10 protein-coding genes are annotated in these 21,345 nt (G+C 34.0%); 5 read left to right on the top strand and 5 right to left on the bottom strand.

The features are described from left to right. Positions 1 to 18: 18 nt before the first annotated feature. The 4 genes from M890_RS0104040 to M890_RS0104055 form a co-directional block, all read right to left on the bottom strand. Positions 19 to 5,436: an FIDD domain-containing protein gene (locus tag M890_RS0104040; protein ID WP_028282298.1), complete on the bottom strand. Its 5,418-nt coding sequence runs from the start codon at positions 5,434 to 5,436 to the stop codon at positions 19 to 21. Between the two features lie 141 nt (positions 5,437 to 5,577). Further along, entirely contained in the window at positions 5,578 to 6,612 is a 1,035-nt protein-coding gene (locus M890_RS0104045) for an aldo/keto reductase (protein ID WP_028282299.1), read from the bottom strand. Positions 6,613 to 6,791: 179 nt separating this feature from the next. Beyond that, complete coding sequence (locus M890_RS0104050; RefSeq protein ID WP_028282300.1) at positions 6,792 to 7,745, bottom strand: OmpA family protein; 954 nt, start codon at positions 7,743 to 7,745, stop codon at positions 6,792 to 6,794. A gap of 15 nt (positions 7,746 to 7,760) precedes the next feature. Continuing rightward, positions 7,761 to 8,522 (bottom strand): exodeoxyribonuclease III, encoded by a 762-nt coding sequence (locus M890_RS0104055; protein WP_028282301.1) that lies wholly within the window; start codon positions 8,520 to 8,522, stop codon positions 7,761 to 7,763. A 176-nt stretch (positions 8,523 to 8,698) separates the two neighbouring features. On the opposite strand from M890_RS0104055, the gene M890_RS0104060 reads away from it, so the two are divergent. Then, a complete protein-coding gene (locus tag M890_RS0104060) occupies positions 8,699 to 12,142 on the top strand; it encodes a DUF8818 domain-containing protein (protein ID WP_028282302.1) in 3,444 nt (1,147 codons plus the stop codon). Here M890_RS0104060 and M890_RS0104065 read toward each other — a convergent pair. Further along, positions 12,139 to 13,098, bottom strand: coding sequence for a hypothetical protein (locus M890_RS0104065; protein WP_157243255.1), 960 nt, complete (start codon positions 13,096 to 13,098; stop codon positions 12,139 to 12,141). The two genes, M890_RS0104060 and M890_RS0104065, sit on opposite strands and share 4 nt — an antisense overlap. Before the next feature lie 347 nt (positions 13,099 to 13,445). Here M890_RS0104065 and M890_RS0104070 point away from each other — a divergent pair, with 347 nt between their 5' ends. From M890_RS0104070 to M890_RS0104085, 4 genes are all read left to right on the top strand, one after another. Next, positions 13,446 to 13,772 carry a hypothetical protein gene (locus tag M890_RS0104070; RefSeq protein ID WP_232219127.1) on the top strand — a complete coding sequence of 109 codons (327 nt, stop codon included), beginning with the start codon at positions 13,446 to 13,448 and terminating at the stop codon, positions 13,770 to 13,772. A 66-nt stretch (positions 13,773 to 13,838) separates the two neighbouring features. Beyond that, on the top strand, positions 13,839 to 18,152 hold the full coding sequence (locus M890_RS0104075; RefSeq protein WP_028282305.1) for a CusA/CzcA family heavy metal efflux RND transporter: 4,314 nt from the start codon (positions 13,839 to 13,841) through the stop codon (positions 18,150 to 18,152). 4 nt (positions 18,153 to 18,156) lie between these two features. Beyond that, a complete protein-coding gene (locus M890_RS0104080; protein ID WP_028282306.1) occupies positions 18,157 to 19,302 on the top strand; it encodes an efflux RND transporter periplasmic adaptor subunit in 1,146 nt (381 codons plus the stop codon). Positions 19,303 to 19,326: 24 nt separating this feature from the next. Further along, positions 19,327 to 21,303 carry a heavy metal translocating P-type ATPase gene (locus tag M890_RS0104085; protein WP_028282307.1) on the top strand — a complete coding sequence of 659 codons (1,977 nt, stop codon included), beginning with the start codon at positions 19,327 to 19,329 and terminating at the stop codon, positions 21,301 to 21,303. Positions 21,304 to 21,345: the final 42 nt, after the last annotated feature.

A 21,345-nucleotide genomic window follows, 5' to 3' on the forward strand; every position in this document is an offset into this window, starting at 1 on the left:
TGTTGGTTTCTAGTTAGTTTATCTGTTTATATATACCCAAGAGGCTTTTGTTTTGTTTCCTTGATACTTCATTACATAGTAGTAAGTTCCAACTGGTAACTCGTCACCTGCGTTAGATTGACCTTCCCATTCGTCTACATAATTTGTTTTAGAGTAAACTAAAGTACCATTACGGTTGTATATCTCTAAACTTTGTACATCAAAACTACTTAAATCAAACTTGTCATTTAATCCTGGTGATACACCTGGAGAGATACCTTGTGGTATCGTACAGTTTTCTAACTCTACTACAGTAACAAACTCTGATTTAGAACATCCAGTCTCAGTGTATGTTACTTCAATTTCATACTCTCCTGCTGTTAAAACAGTGTTTAATGCTAATCCTGTTTGACCAACAATCTCAACACCTTCATTATACCACTTGATGCTTACTTCACTAGCTGTGTAATTTTCTGCTTGAGCAGTAATAGTAATTGGTGATGTTGCGTTTGGACAAACCTCATATGGCAGGTCTAAATTAAAGGTTGTTTCTGGTGTAGCATTAAATATAATATTAAAGTTTGTTACTTTATAACAATCTGCAGCTGCAGCATTTTCAACTCTAACAAATATAGTCTCTTCACTTCCTGTAATAGTATAAGCCGAAGGGTTAGCTATTGCATTTTCTCCATTAATGGCATCTGCTTCTAGGTTATGATAAGTTACTACCACTCCTGTTTGAGCACCTAAAATAGTTGCTTCATTTTGAGTTAAATCAAAAACATCATTTCCTGCACCATCATCACACACTTCAATGTCCATTGGTTGCGTTGCTTCTGGAGCAGTACTTACCACTAAATTAAAGCTAGTATTAGTTGATGCACAACCAGAATCAGAGCCTACAGCATCTACATCTTCCACTCTTACGTAAATAGTTGTAGCGTCTGTTGCTGTATGAGGCGATGTTAATGCGCCAATTCCTGCTTGAGCGTTTGCTAAAGCTGAGTAATATGTTACTACAAAATCCGCTGGATTTTGAGTTCCTAAAATTGTTGCTGTTTGACTTTCTAAATCAAATACACCATTTCCTGAACCATCATCACAAACTTCTAAAGCTGGTGCTGGTGCAGCTGTAGCTGAATCGAAGAAATTAATATTAGCTATTAATGAAGACGTAAAATCATCACAAATACCACCACCAACGATACATTGGTATTGTCCTGAAACTGTAGCTTCAATAGTTGGAGAGTTTACTCCATCCTGATATATACCATTAACATACCAGTCATAACTATCAACAGCATAAGCTGTTTCTGCAGTTAATGTTACAGATGTAGCACCACATAAGTTTATGTCATCACTTGATCCTTCTGGAGCAGATAATCCTTGCTCTATTAAAATACCATCATAATCTAAAGCTACTTCACATACAACATCACAATTTGTTCCGTCTAAAGGACCAGATTCTTGTGTAAACACATAAGTCCCTGATTGTTGAGAAAAGTTAGTTATTAAGATTATATAAATAGAGTTAGCAGGTACACCTGTTAATGTTATAGTTTCTGTTGCTGTTGCAGAAAAACTACAATCTGCAATAGTATCAGGTAACAAATCAAAACATCCTGCCTCTTGACCAGGAAATGGTCCCCAAACTATAAAGTCAATATCTAATCCTGTTCCAGCATCATTAGTTTGTGCTAATTGGAACACATAATCTCCTGCGTCATCAAATTGAATAGTATTCCATTGTGGATCTGGTTGACTTCCTAAACAATCGTAATCGATATATGGAGGTGCCACTTGATCACCTACAATACTAGGATAAAAAATTGTTGGATCCGCACATATTGGTAAAGCCTCAGTACAATACGTAGGTACACCTAAAGTTTGAATACATAAATCAAAGTTTATAGTCGTTGCTGTTGTACCAGCAGAGAATACTCTGATGTAATACACATTACCTACAGTTAAGGTTGGTGTTAAACTAGCATCATCAGTTGTACAATATAACTGCGTTAAATCGTTACAGTCTGTACCTAGCTCATATAGTGCATGATCTACGTTAAATCCTCCTGTAACATTTAAAATCTGAATTATTTGTTGATCACCTAATGCAGTAAATTGGTACCAAACATCATCATCTGCACTTGTAGTACAAGATCCTCCTGGTAAACCAGAGTCTGTTGCTTCTATTAAAGTACCAGAATTGACATCAATACAAGACTCACCATTATTAACTAAAGCTACTGTAGCGTTACATGGATTATCGTTTACTGGTGGACATGCTGCTAAAGATATAGCATTACTAGTAATAACACAGTTAGCATCACCTGTATTAGACACTGTAAATATAATATCTGTGTTAAAAGGATAAGGTCCAAACTGTTCTATTCCTGTTCCAAACACTGTTACTGGTGGATTACCTTGATTGTCTTCAATAGATAAAGTTGTTGCATCACCTAAAGAGGTTATATCAACATCTACTAAAAACTGATCACCATTTGCACAATCATCTACCACAACAAATGTTGCTGTTGGATTAACACAAGTTGCACAAGTTACTGTTAAATTAATTGAAGTATACGTTGAATTACTTTGACAACTACCACTTCCATCCGATTCTACAGCAAAAGAAATAGTATCTCCTGATGACTGAAAGGTTAAACCACCTATTTGACCAGCTACACCATAAGGTGATGCTGCGTTTAAATTAGTAACTCCGTCAGAATCTAACACAATTACTTCATCCCAATTATTTTCAACTTGACCTGCGTTAATTGTTAAATTAAGAGGTGTACCATCCGTAGATGTAAAAGTAAACACATTAGTATCATTATTACCATAACAATAATCTATTGTTTGTGGTCCATCCGTAGCACAATCTAAAGTAAAGTTAAATTGAAGTAGCGTTGAAAAAGTAAAAGGTCCAGCCCATGTACTATTTTCTGTTCCACAAACAGCTTGAACATATACTTCGTAAGCTGTTGCTGGATCTAATCCTGATACTGGTATAGTTGTAGCAGTTGTAGAAGTACCTGAAGTAGGAACTCCTGTTCCTGCTAATTGAACTACATAATTCCACTCTGCCTCTGCTCCATTTGGAGTCCATGAAATGTCAGCTGACGTTTCAGTAATAGCTGTTGCTGTTAAACCACTTGGTGCTATACAAAAATCTCCACAAGCCTCTACTCTAACTTGGTCGATAGCCATATCACTTTCCCAGGTATCTCCTGTTCCAACATAACTAATTTCTATATAAATAATTTGACCTAAATAAGCGTCTAAATTAACTCCTATTGGTACCCAAGCTTCATCTGCTGTTGATTGATAGTCTCCTATCCAAGTATACTCTGAAGTAAAAGGACCAGTTTGTGAGGTGCTAACACCTATATTTAAGGTTCCCATATTATCTCCAAATGCATGCATCCAAAAGGATAATTCTGCACCATCTACTGCTGTAGATAAGTCTATAGCTGGAGTAATTGCTGAGGCTACGTTAGTTGTATTACCTGATCCTTCATATTCAAGGTGTGTTCCTGCGTTTCCGTCCCAAGTTATATTAGGACCTGTTCCTGTAGAGTTTGCATTTACGGTTGTAATATCCCAATCTCCATTGGTGTCTGTAAAAGCAGTCCCTGTCCATCCTGATGGCACATAATTAGTGTCATTACCAAAATCTTCTGTAAATATAAATGTAGATGTTCCACTTGCACATGTTACACCAACTGGAGCAGGTGGAGGTGTATTTAAGGTTGTAAAGTTAACTGGACCAACCCAAACGCTGTAACCATCTGTACCACAATTTGATCTTACATAAACTTCGTAAGCAGTACTAGGTGTTAAGCCTGTTGCTGGATATGGAGCGTTTGAAGAAGTTACTACACCATCTGTTGTTGGTTCTCCAGTTCCTGCTGGTTGTACCCAAATTTGCCATTCAGTTTCTGTTGCTCCAGCGTCCCATGTAATATCTGCTGTTGAGTCTCCAGTTGCAGTTGCTACTACAGCTAAAGGCTCTGGGCAAGAAGGTATGGCTCTTACTTGAAAATTATCAACAAAAACATCGTTATCGTTAGTGTCATCAACTGTACCCTCTGAAGCTCTAATACCAAACTGAGCTGTTGTTCCTGCATAAGCAGTTAAATCTTGTACTACATGTGTTCCTGTTGCAGGAATAACTGAAGTAGAATCAAACGTTTCTAATACAGTCCATGTTGTTCCGTTATCTGTAGTAATTAATAATTCTACTGTGTCATCAGACCCTAAAGTTCCTGCAGTAGTAGTACTACCAAAAGTCATTACAGCAAAATCAAATTCTACTTGAAAAGGACCTCCTGTTAAATCAAAAAGTGGACTTAATAACCAATCGCTTTTTGCTGCTAACCATAAGTTAATTTTATAAGCTCCTGTAAATCCGTTGTTGATATATCCATCATTAACCCAAGAAGAAGTACCTAAGTCTGTAGGACCTGTTGTTGCGTCTCCATTATCTGCAACATCCCAACAGTTAGCTGGAATAGTTGTAAAATCTTCTAAGTAGTCTGGAGTAAATACAGCACATGCTGTTGTAAAAGTTATTGGACCTGACCAAACACTTAAGTCTGTACCGCAATTTGCTCTAACATAAACCTCATAGTCTGTTGCAGGAGCTAAAGTATTATCTGTATATAAAGTGTTATCTGTTGCTGGCGCACCTGATCCTGTTGGAGCTCCTGTTCCAGCTGGTTGAACAACTACTTCCCAAGCAGCTTCTGTTCCTCCTAATGTCCAAGATAAATCTACAGAAGTGGCTGTAATACCTGCTGCTGTTATAGCTGTAGGATTTGGACAGTTTGTATTAAAGACACTAACGTCATCAAAAGCAAAACCGTCATCCTGACCTGATCCATCAGAAGCAAAAGCAAATCTAAAGATTACATTTGTCTGACCAATTAATCCATCCAATGCATGATTAACATTAATCCATCCATTTGAACCTGAACCATTACGTCCAGTCCATCCAACTTGCTGACCTCCAGGACTACCATTAATAGTACCATCATTGTACCAATTTGGATCACCTAAAGCGCCTACATTTTGCCAAGTCGCACCTCCATCTATTGAGCTTTGGAATACAGCACCATCCCAACTAAATTCAGCCTCGTACCATATATTAAATGATACTGTTGGTGCAGTTAAAGAAGACAAGTCAAACACTGGGCTTGTTACAAACGAATCATCATTAGCGTTGTAGTTGCCTGTTAAGTTAGTTACCCAGGAGTTAGCACCTGAAGCTGCACTATTTATTACTACTGCAGCTGGAAGACCAAGTGCCCAAGTACCATTATTGGTATTATCGGCTACCCAACCACCATCACCTGCTTCAAAATCTTCTGAATAAGGGTAAGTTGTAATTTGTGAATTAGCTTGCCATCCTATAAATAATAGTAGCAAAGCTAAAATGAACGTAGTTTTTTTCATTAGTTTGAGAAATCGTTAGTTAATTTAATCACCTAAACTAAAAAAAAATCACCTTGAAAAACTGTTAAAAATACTATTATAGACCAACTACATTTATTACCGATAAAATGTGTTAAAATACACAGTAAATGCCTACAACAACTAAGGTGCAGGGTTTGGAATTATGGCATGAATATTTTCTATCTGTTCCATTAATTCTTCATTTAATGTTAAATTTATAGAATTAATATTTTCTTTTAACTGAATTAAACTTGAAGCACCAATAATATTACTAGTCACAAATGGTTGACGATTTACAAATGCTAACGACATTTGAGCTAATGACAGATGGTTTTGCTCTGCTAATTCTAAATATTTTTTTGTTGCTAGTGTAGATTGATCACTACTATATCTTGCAAATCTTGGAAACAATTTTAGTCTTGAATTATCTCCAGCAATCCCTTTTACATATTTTCCTGACAACACTCCAAAAGCCATAGGAGAATACACTAATAAACCTATATTTTCTCTTAATGACACTTCTGCCATATCACCTTCGAAAACACGGTTTAAAAGCGAGTAAGCGTTTTGGATGGTTACTGGTCTTGGTAAGTTATTAGTTTTAGCTTCTTCTAGATAACGCATGGTTCCCCAAGCTTTCTCGTTAGACAAGCCAATCTCTCTAATTTTAGCTTCTTTTTTTACTTGGTTTAAAGCTTCAAGAACTTCTTTAAAATTATCTGTCCAAGGATCGTTTGGATTATGCTTGTAGTCTCTTACTCCAAAGGTATTGGTTTGGCGTTCTGGCCAATGCAATTGATACAGATCTATATAGTCTGTTTGTAATCTTTTTAACTCTAAATCTACAGCCTCTTTAATTGAATCTGCTGTAAAGCCTGTTGTACGTATATGTGCTGTATAATCTCCTGTTCCTGCTATTTTTGAGGCTATAACTACATCTTCCCTTTTTTTGTTTTTTAACCATGTCCCAATAATCTTGCTTGTTCTTCCTGAGGTTTCGGCTGTTGCTGGAACAGGATACAACTCTGCTGTGTCAATAAAATTTACACCTTGATCGACTGCATAATCTAATTGTGCATGACCTTCAGCTTCGGTATTTTGATTCCCAAATGTCATGGTCCCTAAACATATTTTACTAACTTTTATATCTGTATTTGGTAGTGTTGTGTATTTCATAGGTTTATTGGTTAACGTTTTAAACAAATATAAAAAGACCTTTAATTATTGTTAGTAATTAAAGGTCAAATGTTTGTTAAGGTTTGCGTTAAGGATAGAAGTGGCATCCTTTTTTTGCTGCCATATATGGCAAAAAAAGATATAACGGATAGCCTGACCCTTGTGGTAACGCGCTTAAATTAATTATTTAACAAGTTGGTAATCTTGTCTAATTTTGGTGTCAAGATAACCTCTATACGACGGTTTTTTGCTTTACCTTCTGCTGTTGTATTTGGTGCAATTGGAGCAAACTCGCCACGACCTGCAGCTGTTAAGTTATTAGCTTTAATATTTGTGTTTTCTTGTAATATATTTACTATAGCTGTAGCACGTTTTGTTGACAAGTCCCAGTTGTTACTTATGTTTCCTTTTGGTGGATATGGTGCATTATCTGTATGTCCTTCTATAAGTACTGAGATTTCTGGGTTATCACCTAATACGGTTCCTAATTGCTGTACCGCTTTACGTCCTTGTGTACCAACTGCCCAACTACCTGACTCAAATAGCAATTTATTTTCCATAGATACGTAGACTTTACCGTTACGTTGCTCTACAGTTAGTCCTTTACCTTCAAAATCTGTTAAGGCACTTGATATTGCATTTTTAAGTGCTGTCATTTCTGCTTCTTTGGATGCTATAATGCTTTCCAGATCTGCTACACGTTGTGAGCGTGCTTCTAACTCTTTTTTAAGTTGTGCTAGTCTAGCATTTTCTGCAGCTAATGCTTGCTCTTTAGTCTCTAGTTGCGCTAACAGCTCTCTGTTTTTTTGTGTATTTGCTGCAATTGCAGAACTACTATTAGCATCTAACGCGTCGTATGAGGCTTTTAAGGCATCATATTTATTTTGCGCTACTGCATAATCTGTTTCTAATTGGTCACGACGTTTAACTGCATCGTCATATTTTGCTTGTAGTTGTGCTAAATCATTACTGGCTTTATTTTTAGCTTTTAACAAGTCATTGTTTTCATCTTTTAGGTTTCTGTTTTCTTTTTTTAAGGTTGCATATTTACCTTCTAACTCCTTATACACTTTTGGAGAGACACAACTGGTTGCTATAAGCACTAATAGGATTACTGAAATTCTGCTTTTCATTGTTATTATTTGGGATTATGATTCAATTTCGACTAAAATAGGACAATGGTCACTATGTTTAGCTTCTGGTAATATAACTGCTCTTTTTATTTTTTGTTGTAATGGTTGGCTAACCATTGCATAATCTAAACGCCAACCTTTATTATTTGCTCTTGCATTTGCACGATAGCTCCACCAAGAATACTCTTGACGCTCAGGGTTTAAATACCTAAACGAATCTATAAAACCTGAGTCTATAAAATCGCCTAACCACTCACGCTCTTCTGGTAAAAACCCAGAAACACCTTTCATTTTAGGGTTATGGATATCAATTTCTTCATGACATATATTGTAGTCTCCGCAAACGACTAAATTGGGTAACGTCTCTGTTAATTTATTTAGATACTTTTGGATTAAATCCATGTAGTCAAACTTATGCTCTAATCTTGCATCATTAGTACCAGAAGGTAAATACATGCTCATAATTGATAGGTTATCATAATCCACACGAAGGTTACGTCCTTCAAAATCCATAGACTCTATTCCTGTACCATACTCGACATGATTAGGTTTTGTTTTACACAACACAGCAACACCACTATAGCCTTTTTTTTGAGCGCTAAACCAGTAGTTATAATGGTAACCAGCGTTTTTAAACAAATCTAAATCCAACTGTTCTTCCATTGCTTTTATCTCTTGCAAACAAATCACATCAGGACTGGCGCTTTGTAACCAATCTATAAATCCTTTGTTAATTGCTGCCCTAATTCCGTTAACGTTATATGAGATAATTTTCATGTGTATTAGTTTGATGTTTCTGTTTATTTACAAGCTTTTTATTAAGCTAGTATAGTACTAAAAATTTTTGTTTCTGCTAAATTAAATAATGCTTTACTTTTACAAGATGAATTACGCCATTTTTACTGAAAAAATATTAACAAAATAATCTAGTTATATTGGTGTTATAGATATAGATGAAATTAACCATTACTTGTTTTTTTATTTTCTTCGGAATTTTTGCGTTTGCGCAAGAACAAGCTAATGGGTTAAACCGAAAGACTGTTGCCACAAGTAAAACCATCCAAATTGACAGTGTTAGCATTAATGCTGATGGCTTTAAAATTGAAACCAAAGCAGGTACAACAATTGACAGTAGTTATTACAAAGTAGACTTTGGAAAGTCTACACTTACATTTTTAAAACCTGTTACCACAGATTCCATAATAATCAATTACCAAAGTTATCCCGAATTTTTAACCAAAACCTACAAACAGTTTGACAAAAGTGTTATTGTTGAAAACACAGACAATATTAATAAACTAGTCCAACTAACACAACCTAACACTAACAGCAGCTACAAACCGTTTGATGGCTTAACAACCTCTGGAAGTATTAGTCGTGGTGTAACTATTGGTAATAATCAAAACTCGGTTTTAAACAGTGAGCTTGATTTACAAATTACAGGAAAACTAAACGATAACGTCTCGCTTCGTGCTAGCATACAAGACGCCAATATACCTTTACAAGAAACAGGATATTCGCAACGTTTAGATGAGTTTGACCAAGTGTTTTTAGAATTATTCTCTGACAATTGGGCCATTCGTGCAGGAGATATAGATTTAATTAATGACCAATCCTACTTTGCTAACTTCACAAAACGCGTACAAGGATTACAAGTCAAAGCTAAATTTGGAGACGACGACCAACAAACCAACGTATTTGCGTCTGGTGCTTTAGTGCGTGGTCAATTTACCAATTATCAATTTACTGCTCAAGAAGGTAACCAAGGTCCTTATAAACTACAAGGTCCAAACGGAGAATTATTTGTACTAATTGTCTCTGGTAGCGAAACCGTTTATGTAAATGGTGTAGCAATAAAACGAGGTGAAAACGAAGATTATATTATAGATTATAACGCAGGCGAAATTATCTTTAATGCCACTTACCCAATGACATCTGAGATGAGAATTAGCATAGATTTTCAATACTCTGAAAGAAACTACTCCAGAATTGTAGCTTATGGTGGTGGAAATCATGAAAGCGAAAAACTAAAATTAGGCGTTTCAGTGTATTCTGAAAATGACTCAAAAAACAATCCATTACAACAAAATCTATCACAAGAACAAGTTGCAATTCTAAGCACTGCAGGAGACGACTCACAACAAATGGTTGCCTTGTCTGAAGTACCAGAAACCTTCAACGAGAATAGGATTTTATACAAAAAAGAAGATTTTAATGGTGACACTATTTATGTGTTTTCCAACAATCCAGACGACACCTTATTTGGTGTTACGTTTACATTAGTTGGAGACAATCAAGGTGATTACATATTGTCTTCTAGCAATGCTATAAATAACATTTATCAATTTACACCACCTATTGCAGGCGTAAAACAAGGTAATTACGCACCAATTGTGCAATTGGTAGCACCAACATTACTACAAATAGCAACCGTAAACGGAGTCTACAAACCTACTAAAAAGACTGAAATTGGTTTTGAAGTTGCTGCCAGTAAAAACGATCTAAACCTGTTTTCTAGCCTAGACGATGCCAACAATAATGGCTTAGCTACCAAATTAACAGTAGAGCAAAACGTAATAAAAAATGATAGCTTATGGAATGTAAATGCGGTTTTTGATGCAGATTACATTCAACAAAATTTTAAAACTATACAACGTTTGTATGCTCCAGAATTTAATCGTGATTGGAATTTAAGCCAAGACAACTCAAACTTACTAAATGTCAACTTAGGTAACCAAGCATTAATTACTGCAGGATTACAAAGTTATCACTATAAAAAAGGGCAAATCAATTACAATTTTCAACATTTAAATTATTCCGAAAATTTTAATGGAAACAAACATAATCTTAACGCCAATTTAAACATTGGAAATACACGATTAAACACAGCATCTAGCATATTAAAAGCAAACGGGACAACAAATTCCTCTAAGTTTTTCAGAACCTATAATAAAGCCATCTACAACTTAAAAAAACAATGGATTGGAACAGGTTTTTCTGCAGAAGAAAACAAAGAACGTATTAACCAAACACAACAATTTACCAATTTAACCCAACGTTTTACTGCTTATGAAGCTTTTACAGGTATTGGTGATAGTACAAATGTCTACGCAGAAGTTGGTTACAAATACCGTGTTAATGACAGTTTACGTAACGGTAAACTAGATCGCGTAAACAGCTCAAACACATATTATTTAGACACTAGATTACTTAAAAACGAAAAAACAAATCTGTCCTTATATGTTAATTACAGAACTTTAAAAAATAAAGACCAAGAACAGCCAAACGAAAACTCATTAAACTCTCGCCTATTATTTAATCAGCGTTTTTTAAAAAATGGTATTGTTTGGAACACTGCATTTGAAACTAATTCCGGAACCTTACCTCAACAAGACTTTACTTATGTGCAGGTCGAGCCTGGTCAAGGTGCGTATACATGGATAGATTATAATGAAAACGGAATCCAAGAACTTGAAGAGTTTGAAATAGCGCAATTCCAAGATCAAGGTGAATATATTAGAGTCCTTTTACCTAATCAAGTTTTTATTAAAACACACCAAAATAGGTTAAGTCAAACCCTTACCCTAAATCCTATTGATTGGGTAAACGCTGAGAGTAAAACAAAAAAAATATTATCTAAGTTTTATAATCAAAGTAGTTATTTAATTGATCGAAAAATTATACGTGACGATGCTGATTTTGACTTAAACCCATTTAAACAAGGCGAAGACAACCAACTAGGCTTAACACTTAATTTTAGAAATGTATTGTTTTTTAATCGTGGAAAACAACGTTACACCACGTCTTACACCTATTTATGGAATAGTAGCGAAAACACATTAAGCTTCGGGTTTATAGAGAATAATCTTAAAAGTCATCAATTAAATTTTATACACAAAATTAAAAACAGTTGGTTAGTAACTGTGACTTCAGCATTGGAACAACAATTTAGCAACAGCGAAAATTTCAGCAGCAAAAACTTTGATATTGACACCAATAAACTCAACCCTAAGTTATCCTATTTATTAAACGATAACGTACAATTTGATGTGTTTTATCAATTTACAAACAAAGACAATACTATTAATAATCTAGAGACCTTAAAACAACAAAAATACGGTCTGTCATTTGCATATTCTCCTAAAGGAAATGCGCAAGTTGGTGCCATTTCTGGCGAATTTAATGTCTTTAACAACACCTTTGAAGGTAACGCTAACAGTCCTGTCGCTTTCCAAATGCTTGAGGGTTTACAACCCGGAAAAAACTTTACTTGGACCTTACTAGCACAAAAAAAACTAACCAAATTTTTAGATTTAAACCTAACGTATTTTGGACGTAAAACTGAAACCAGCAAGACCATACATACAGGAAATGTGCAACTAAAAGCTTATTTTTAGTAATATTTTATTTTTCGAACCCAAGCATAAAAAGGCTCTCCATTAACAATTTTTGTAATTTTTGTCCAATTACCTTTTTTATCAAACTTATATTTAAAATCTAATGTCTTTGTTATATCATTATCTATAATAATGGTTCTAATTACATAATCTTCTTTATTGTAAAATGTCTTAATTATACTAAAAGTAGAATCATTAGTTGTTGTCTCTTTCTCGTAAGTTTTAAAGCCTTTATTGTTATAGTCATAGACTACTTTTATATAATTAGTGGTATCATTAATATTCGAATAATTTTTATACTCAATTAAATAATTTCTATCATCGTATTTATAAACCTGTTTTGATCGAATACTATTAGTGGATGTGTTATAGTTTAGCTGCAGTATCATATTTCCTCTCTCATCATATCTAAATTCATTAATATTCCTTTCTTTATTTTGAAATTTTGATTGAGCCTTCTTAGATTTTAGCTTGTTAAGTATATATTTTATATAGGTTCTAATTACTTTTCCTTCGTTATTAAGTTCATATAAAGTTGTATAATCCTCTCCATCTTCATCTATTCTTCTACTTTCAATTACGTTATTATTTTCATCACTAATCGAATACCAATGCACAAATTCATTAGGCTCTAAGCTATTATAATAACTCATAGCAATTGGTTTATTTAACTGGTTATAATGGTATTTAACCATCCAAAACTCATCATCCCAAGACACTTCTTTTTGCTCAATTAAATTATTTTTTTTATCATAAGAATAATAAAAAGTTCTTTCTACTTCTCCCAAGAAATCGAACCAAACCTCATTATCTTTAAGTCCTTTTCTATTAAAATCTGTTTTGCAATTAATATAACCTACGCCTTTATCTTTAAAAAAACTTTTCAGATTTCCCTTCTTATATCTTGCTATATCCATAAAACTATAATCTTGATATTCGGTATAATGTTTTGGCATTTTGGTTTTTAAAAACAAAAACCTCTCATTAACCGACTTTGGACTACCATAGATAGTATCCACGTTTTGTTGGCCAAACACTAGTGAAACAAAAAATAAGAGGATAAATTTTAAAAATAATTGCATAATTACTAAATCAGTCTATCAAAGATTATAAAACAATTTAATTTAAAAAAATGCTATTTAGGGAACTCCTCTTGACAGCGAGTAAAAGCTTATTTTTAAGACATTTGTAACTTTTGTTACCATAAGACACATCTAATTTTGTAAATTTGATTGTTATTATGAGCAAAATTCTAGCCATCACCTATTCACTTTTGATTCTCGTGCAGAGTTTCAACATAAACTTGGAAGATATTTCTAAGTTTAGTGTGTTGCTAGAACATGCCGAATTCCATAAAGCAAATTATGGTGATACGTTTTTTGAGTTTTTAGCAGAACACTATGGAGATGCCAGAAACAGTCATGATAATGACCACAAAGAGCACGAAGACCTTCCGTTTAAGGATAATCACCACATGTGTACACATATCAACATTTCTTTTATAGGTATTGCAAACAATTTCGAGATTAACTACCAAGAATTTATTGAAATCCCTTTTAACTTTCACTACAACGAAACGATAACAGACTCTGAAAAAACTTCTATTTTTCAGCCACCCAGACACGCATAATTTAGTTTAGAATCTAATCCTGTTTACTTAAAACAGGCATTTATTATTTCTTAATTATTATGAATTATGTTAGAAAACATCATAAGATTCAGCTTAAAAAATAAGCTGATTATTTTCCTTTTTACAGCCTTTATTATAGGCTTCGGTATTTTCTCGTTAACCAAAATACCAATTGGTGCTGTTCCAGACATTACCAATAACCAAGTTCAGGTTATTACCACATCGCGTAATTTATCTACGCAAGATGTCGAGCAATTTATAACCTATCCTGTGGAGCTTGAAATGGCCAATTTACCAGGTGTTGAAGAGATTCGTTCGGTTTCCAAATTTGGATTATCTGTGGTAACCATCGTTTTTAATGACGACATGGGAACCTTTTTACCAAGACAACTTATTGCTGAAAAAATAAAATCGGCTTCCGAGAAAATACCAGAAGGTTTCGGTACTCCAGAAATGGGACCAATAACTACTGGTTTGGGTGAAATCTACCAATACATTTTAGATGTAAAGCCTGGTTACGAAAACAAATATTCCACAACCGATTTGCGTACCATCCAAGATTGGATTGTAAAGCGTCAATTGTCAGGCATTCCTGGAGTGGTTGAAGTGAATACTTGGGGCGGATTTTTAAAGCAATACGAAGTTGCTATTAACCCAAACAAACTAACTGCAATGAATATTTCTATTGCAGAAATTTACAAGGCTTTAGAAAAAAACAACAGTGTATCTGGTGGTGGTTATATCGAAAAAAATGACAAAGCTTTTTTTATTCGTGGTGAAGGTTTGGTAGGCTCTTTAGAAGATATTAAAAACATAGTCGTTAAAAATGATGGCTCACCAATTTACATTAAAGATGTTGCTATTGTTGGCTTTGGAAGCGCAACACGTTTTGGAGCCATTACAGGAAATGGAGAAGGCGAAAAAGTATTAGGACAAATCATGATGCTTAAAGATGGTAACTCTAAAGAAGTTATAGACACTGTAAAAGAACGCGTAGCATCCATACAAAGCACATTGCCAGAAGGTGTTTATATTAATGGTTTTTTAGAGCGAAGCGAGCTGATTGGAAAAACCACATTTACCGTTGCCGAAAACTTAATTCTAGGCTCTTTAATCGTCATTTTTGTGGTGGTTTTACTATTGGGTAATTGGCGTTCAGGTTTGGTTGTTGCTTCTGTTATTCCGTTAAGTTTATTGTTTGCAATTATATTGATGCGTCAATTTGGTGTCGATGCCAATTTAATGAGTTTAGGTGCTATTGATTTTGGAATTATTATAGATGGAGCAGTCATAATTGTCGAGTTTATTGCGTTTCAAATTATGTCTAAAGCGTCGCAGCTTTCAGAAATTAATAAAAACAAAAAACAAGCCGAAATTGACCAAATAACACTAAAAAGCGCTTCAAAAATGATGAATTCTGCCATTTTTGGGCAATTAATCATATTAATCGTGTTTATTCCAATTCTGTCTTTAAGTGGTATTGAAGGCAAAATGTTTAAGCCTATGGCAATGACGTTCAGCTTTGCTTTAATAGGCGCAATGATTTTATGTTTAACCTATGTTCCTGTGGTCTCATCGTTGTTTTTAAAGCCAAGTAAACAGTCTGCAAAAAACATTTCGGTTAGACTAATGCACTTTTTAAATAAAGGCTACCAACCTATTATTAATTGGGCATTGTCTAACAAAAAAATAGTGGTTGTATTATCTGCTATTTTACTAGCGTCTAGTATATGGATTTTTAGTAAAATGGGAGGCGAATTTGTACCAACTTTAGACGAAGGCGATTTTGTTATTCAACCTGTTTTAAAAACTGGAACTTCACTTGGAAAAACGATAGAAATCACAACAAGAATTGAACAAATTCTTTTAGATAATTTTCCAGAAGTAGACCAAGTGGTTACACGTATTGGCGCTGCAGAAGTCCCAACAGACCCAATGTCTATGGAAGAAAGTGATGTGATTATTAAACTGAAACCTAAAAAAGAATGGACATCTGCACATAGTAAAGATGCATTAGCAGATAAGTTCAAGGAAGCTTTAGCAGTTATTCCAGGAATGGAAGTAGAATTTACCCAACCTATAGAAATGCGATTTAACGAGCTAGTTACTGGTGTTCGTGCAGATGTTGCGATTAAAATTTTTGGAGAAAACTTAACCGTTTTAGCTAATAAAGCAGATGAAATTAAAAGACTTATTGAAAATGTAGAAGGTGCTGCAGATATTTCAGTTGAAAAAGTAGAAGGCTTACCACAAATGAGTGTGAAATTCAACAGAAGTAAAATTGCGCGTTACGGACTTAATATTTCCGATTTAAACGATGTTATTTCCATGGGATTTGCTGGTAAAACAGCAGGAAGTGTTTTTGAAGGTGAAAAACGTTTTGATTTAGTGCTTCGACTTCAAGAAAATAATAGAAAAAACATGGAAAGTCTTCAAAACCTCTATGTCGATACACCAAGTGGAACTAAAATTCCGCTTAGCGAATTAGCAGAAATTAGCTATACAACTGGTCCTGCTCAAATATCTCGAGACGACACCAAACGTCGTATTGTAGTTGGTATTAACGTTAGAAACCGAGATTTACAATCTGTTGTAAACGACGTGCAACACATTATTGAAAGCAAGCTAAAACTTCCCGTTGGTTACACTATTACGTATGGTGGACAATTTGAAAACTTACAAAGTGCAAAAGACCGCTTATTAGTTGCAGTACCTGTGGCTTTAGTCTTAATATTTATCCTCCTTTATTTTGCATTTAACTCGGTTAAAGAAGCGCTAATTGTGTATTCTGCTATTCCATTATCTGCAGTTGGTGGCATCCTTTTATTATGGTTAAGAGATTTACCTTTTAGTATTTCGGCAGGTGTTGGTTTTATTGCATTATTTGGAATTGCAGTACTAAACGGAATTGTATTAATCGAGCATTTTAAAGAACTTAAAGCGGAAGGTTTCAGCAATATAAACGAACGTATTAAAAAAGGAACCACAGAACGTTTACGACCAGTTTTACTTACTGCATCAGCTGCAGCTTTAGGGTTTTTACCTATGGCTGTTTCTACAAATGCTGGTGCAGAAGTACAACGTCCTTTAGCAACGGTTGTTATTGGTGGTTTGTTTACTGCAACTTTACTAACCTTAGTAGTATTACCTGTTTTATATGCTTGGTTTGAAGAAAAAAAAGCGCTTAAAATGAATAAGAAAACTATTATTTCTGTGATTGTCTTGCTTTTAACTTTTAGTATTCAAGCACAAAACAAACAACTAAATATTGAACAAACGATAGCATTAGCAATTGAAAACAATGCGAATTTAAAAGCTGAAAACTTAAAAATTGACCAATCCAATACTTTAGTTGGTTCGGCTTTTACGTTTGATAAAACGAGTGTTTATTATAATTATGACGAAAGTAATTTAGCTATAAATAATGAGCCTCTTAAGGTTTTTGGCATCTCACAAGATTTTAAATTTCCAACGGTTTATTTTGCTGAAAAGAAAGTGAACGAATCTAAAGTTAGTTTACAAGAAGCTAATTTTAGTTTGCAATTACAGCAAATAAAAAAACAAGTTTATGCTAATTATTACCAATTAAGTTATGCTAAAAACAAAGCAAAAAATTATAAGTACTTAGACAGCTTATATAAAGATTTTGCTCAAAAAGCAAAGCGTCGTTTTGAGTTAGGCGAAACTAATTATCTAGAAATGATTTCTGCTCAATCCAAACAGAAACAGTTAGAAACACGCTACAAACAATCACTTCAAGACGTTGTTTTATATAGAGAACAACTTAAAAAAATAGTGCAAGTAGATTCTATAACTATTGAAGACAGTTTGCTTCAAAAACTAGAAGTAGCGCAATTATCTGCCAATCAAAATGTGGGTTTATCGGTTTTTGATGCGACTATAAATTATCAAAAAGCACAAACTAAATTAGAAAAACAAAGCATGCTTCCAGATTTAAATGCGGAATATTTTCAAGGTACAAACAGTACTCTAAACGATAATATTAAAGGCTATCAATTGGGCCTTAAAATTCCTATTTTATTTGGTGGTCAACGTTCAAAAATTAAAGCTTCTAAAATTGCACAAGATATTATTGCCGAACAAAAACAAGATTATCAGGCTAAATTAAATGCTGAATATCAATCGTTATTGGCAAAGCTTCAGCAGTACGAAGACGCTATTAATTATTACGAAACGCAAGGAAAAACCCTTTCCGAAGAAATTATAAAAACAGCAAATAGAACCTTTAAAGAAGGTGAAATTGATTTCTTTCAATACATCCAAAGTTTAGAGACTGCAAAAGATATTCAGCTTAGCTATTTAGAGCAATTAAATCAATACAATCAAACCGTAATTACCATCAATCACTTAACACTATAAAGCGATGAACAAGATATACATCCTATTATTTTCACTGGTTTTAGTAGCCTGCGGAAAATCAGAAAAGACAACAGAACTAGTTCCTGAAACGGAAACACATAACGACGACATTACCATTACAAAAGCTCAATTTGAAGGCGAAAAAATGGCTTTTGGCACCTTAGCCGAATACGATTTTAACGAAACCGTAAAAGTAAACGGAATGATAGATGTGCCACCAAAAAACAAATCTAGTGTTTCTACTTTTACAGGTGGTTATATTACAAAAACACCATTGTTAGTTGGAGATAGCGTAAAAAAAGGACAACTTTTAGTCACTTTAGAAAATCCTGAATTTGTAGAGCTTCAGCAAAATTACTTGGAAGTTTCAGAGCAATTAAATTATTTAAAATCTGAATTTAACAGACAAAAAACATTGTTTGATGAAAAAATTACTTCAGAAAAAAACTATCTAAAAGCCGAAAGCGCATACAAAAGCAACCTTGCGCATTATAACGGATTACGCAAAAAATTACAAATGCTAAACCTTAATCCAAGTAGTGTAGAACAAGGACGCATTGCTTCAACCATAAACTTATATGCACCAATTTCCGGACACGTTACAAAGGTTAATGTTAGTAACGGAACCTATGTTTCGCCAAGCGATGTTATCATGGAAATTGTGGATATTGACCACATTCATTTAGAACTATTGGTCTTTGAAAAGGACATCATGCAAATTAAAAAAGATCAAAAAATCGAGTTTACCATTCCTGAAGCATCAGAAAAAACCTTTGAAGCTGAAGTGCATTTAGTTGGTACCACAATCGATGAGCAAACACGACGTGTTAAAGTACATGGACACGTAGATAACGACAAGGAAAACTTTATTGTTGGTATGTTTGTAGATGCTGATATTATTATAGAAAGTAAAAAAGGATTCGGCTTGCCAAAAGAAGCACTAATTGAAGTTGATAATCAGTTTTTTGTTTTAATTTTAGACGAAGAAAATACAGATGAATTTCATTTTGAAACGTTTAAATTAGAGCTTGGAAAACAAACCGAAGTCTATGTCGAAATTTTAAATTCTGAAGCTTTAAAGGATAAACAAATAGTAATTAAAGGCACAAATATGTTGCTAAATAATGGCGAAGGAGGACACAGTCATTAACAATAATCATACAGCATACATTACATGAGCAACCATACTAGCGACACACATAACCACAACCATAATTTAATTTTTGGTAAAAAAACAGAACTCTATTTTGCCATACTTTGTGGTGTTTTTTTGGTCGCTGGATTTACTATCGAAAAACTAACCGATTTATCAACTTGGGCTTCATTAATAAGCTACATGGTTTCATACTTTTTTGGTGGTTATTTCATTTTTATTGAAGCGTTAAAAAAAATACCAAAAGGACAATTTGATATCGATTTTTTAATGATTGCTGCTGCAATTGGAGCTGCATACATTGGCAGTTGGGCAGAAGGTGCTTTGCTTTTATTTTTATTTAGTTTAGGTCATGCGTTGGAACATTACGCGATGAATAAAGCTAAAAAATCTATTGAAGCATTAAGTGATTTATCACCAAAAATAGCATTGGTAAAAAATGGAAATCAGCTAATTGAAACACCAATTGAAGATTTAAAAATTGGAGATACAATTGTAATAAAACCAAACACTAAAATCGCAGCAGATGGCGTAATAATTAGCGGAAACAGCAGTATTAATCAGGCACCAATTACTGGAGAAAGCATGCCTGTTGACAAAACAGCAATTGCAACTTTAAATAATTTACCAGAGTTTAAACACATCGATAAAAAACACATTGCATTTACAGGTACTATAAATGGAGATAGCACTATTGAAGTGCATGTTTTAAAACTTAGTCACGACTCTACAGTGGCACGATTAATTAAAATGGTGAGTGAGGTAGAAACACAAAAATCGCCAACACAACGTTTAACCAAAAAGTTTGAAAAATGGTATGTGCCAATTGTAATAATTGTGGTTGTTTTACTCTGTTTTGCCTACTTAGTTATAGACGAAACATTTAACGAAAGTTTATACAGAGCCATAACCGTTTTGGTAGCAGCAAGTCCTTGTGCTTTGGCCATATCTACACCAAGTGCAGTCCTTAGCGGAATTGCAAGAGCAGCTCAAAAAGGGGTTTTAATTAAAGGCGGAAAAGCATTAGAAGATTTAGGAAGTATTACCACAATTGCATTCGATAAAACAGGAACGTTAACTGAAGGAAAACCAAAATTAACCAATGTGATTGCTTTAAATAATTTTGATGAAAATGAATTTCTCCAAATTGTTTTAGAAGTAGAAAGTTTAAGCAATCATCCACTAGCAAAAGCAATAGCAAAGGATATTAAAAAGCTACATAATATACGTTTTAAAGGCATTGCTAAAAACATTGAAGCCATACAAGGAAAAGGAATTACTGCTATATATGACAACGCTAAAGTCTTTATTGGTAACCTTAAATTAATGAAAGATGAAGGTATTACAGTTGAAGATGCTGTAATCTCAACAATGGATAGCCTTTTAAAACATGGTCATACCGTTATGTTGGTTGCTTTAAAAAACGAAGTGATAGGTATCATTAGCGTTATGGATACACCAAGAGAAACTGCAGAAAGCACATTAAAAAGGCTAAAAGCAATTGGTATTAAACGTATGATTATGCTAACAGGAGATCATCAAAATGTTGGTGATGCTATTGCAAAACAAATAGGATTAACAGAAGCAAAAGGAAATTTACTACCAGAAGATAAAGTAAAAGCTATTAAAGATTTATTAGCCACAGACGGAAAAATCGCAATGGTTGGAGATGGTGTAAATGATGCACCAGCAATGGCTTTAAGTACAGTTAGTGTTGCAATGGGAGCAGCTGGAAGCGATGTGGCTTTAGAAACTGCAGACGTCGCTTTAATGTCTGACAAAATAGAAAACTTACCTTTTGTTATTGGGTTAAGTAGAGCCTCTAAACGCATTATTAAAGAGAATATTTTTATAAGTTTAGGTGTTGTTGCTATACTTGTTCCTGTTACCATTCTTGGATTAACCAATATTGGATTAGCTGTTTTATTTCATGAAGGATCAACCATAGTGGTTGTTTTAAATGCGTTACGCTTATTGGCTTATAAGGAAGATTTATAATACTATTCTTATTTACGCAACCTTTTAATTCATTTACCATCT

The sequence above is a fragment of the Olleya marilimosa CAM030 genome (genome assembly GCF_000518485.1).
Lineage (GTDB): Bacteria > Bacteroidota > Bacteroidia > Flavobacteriales > Flavobacteriaceae > Olleya > Olleya marilimosa.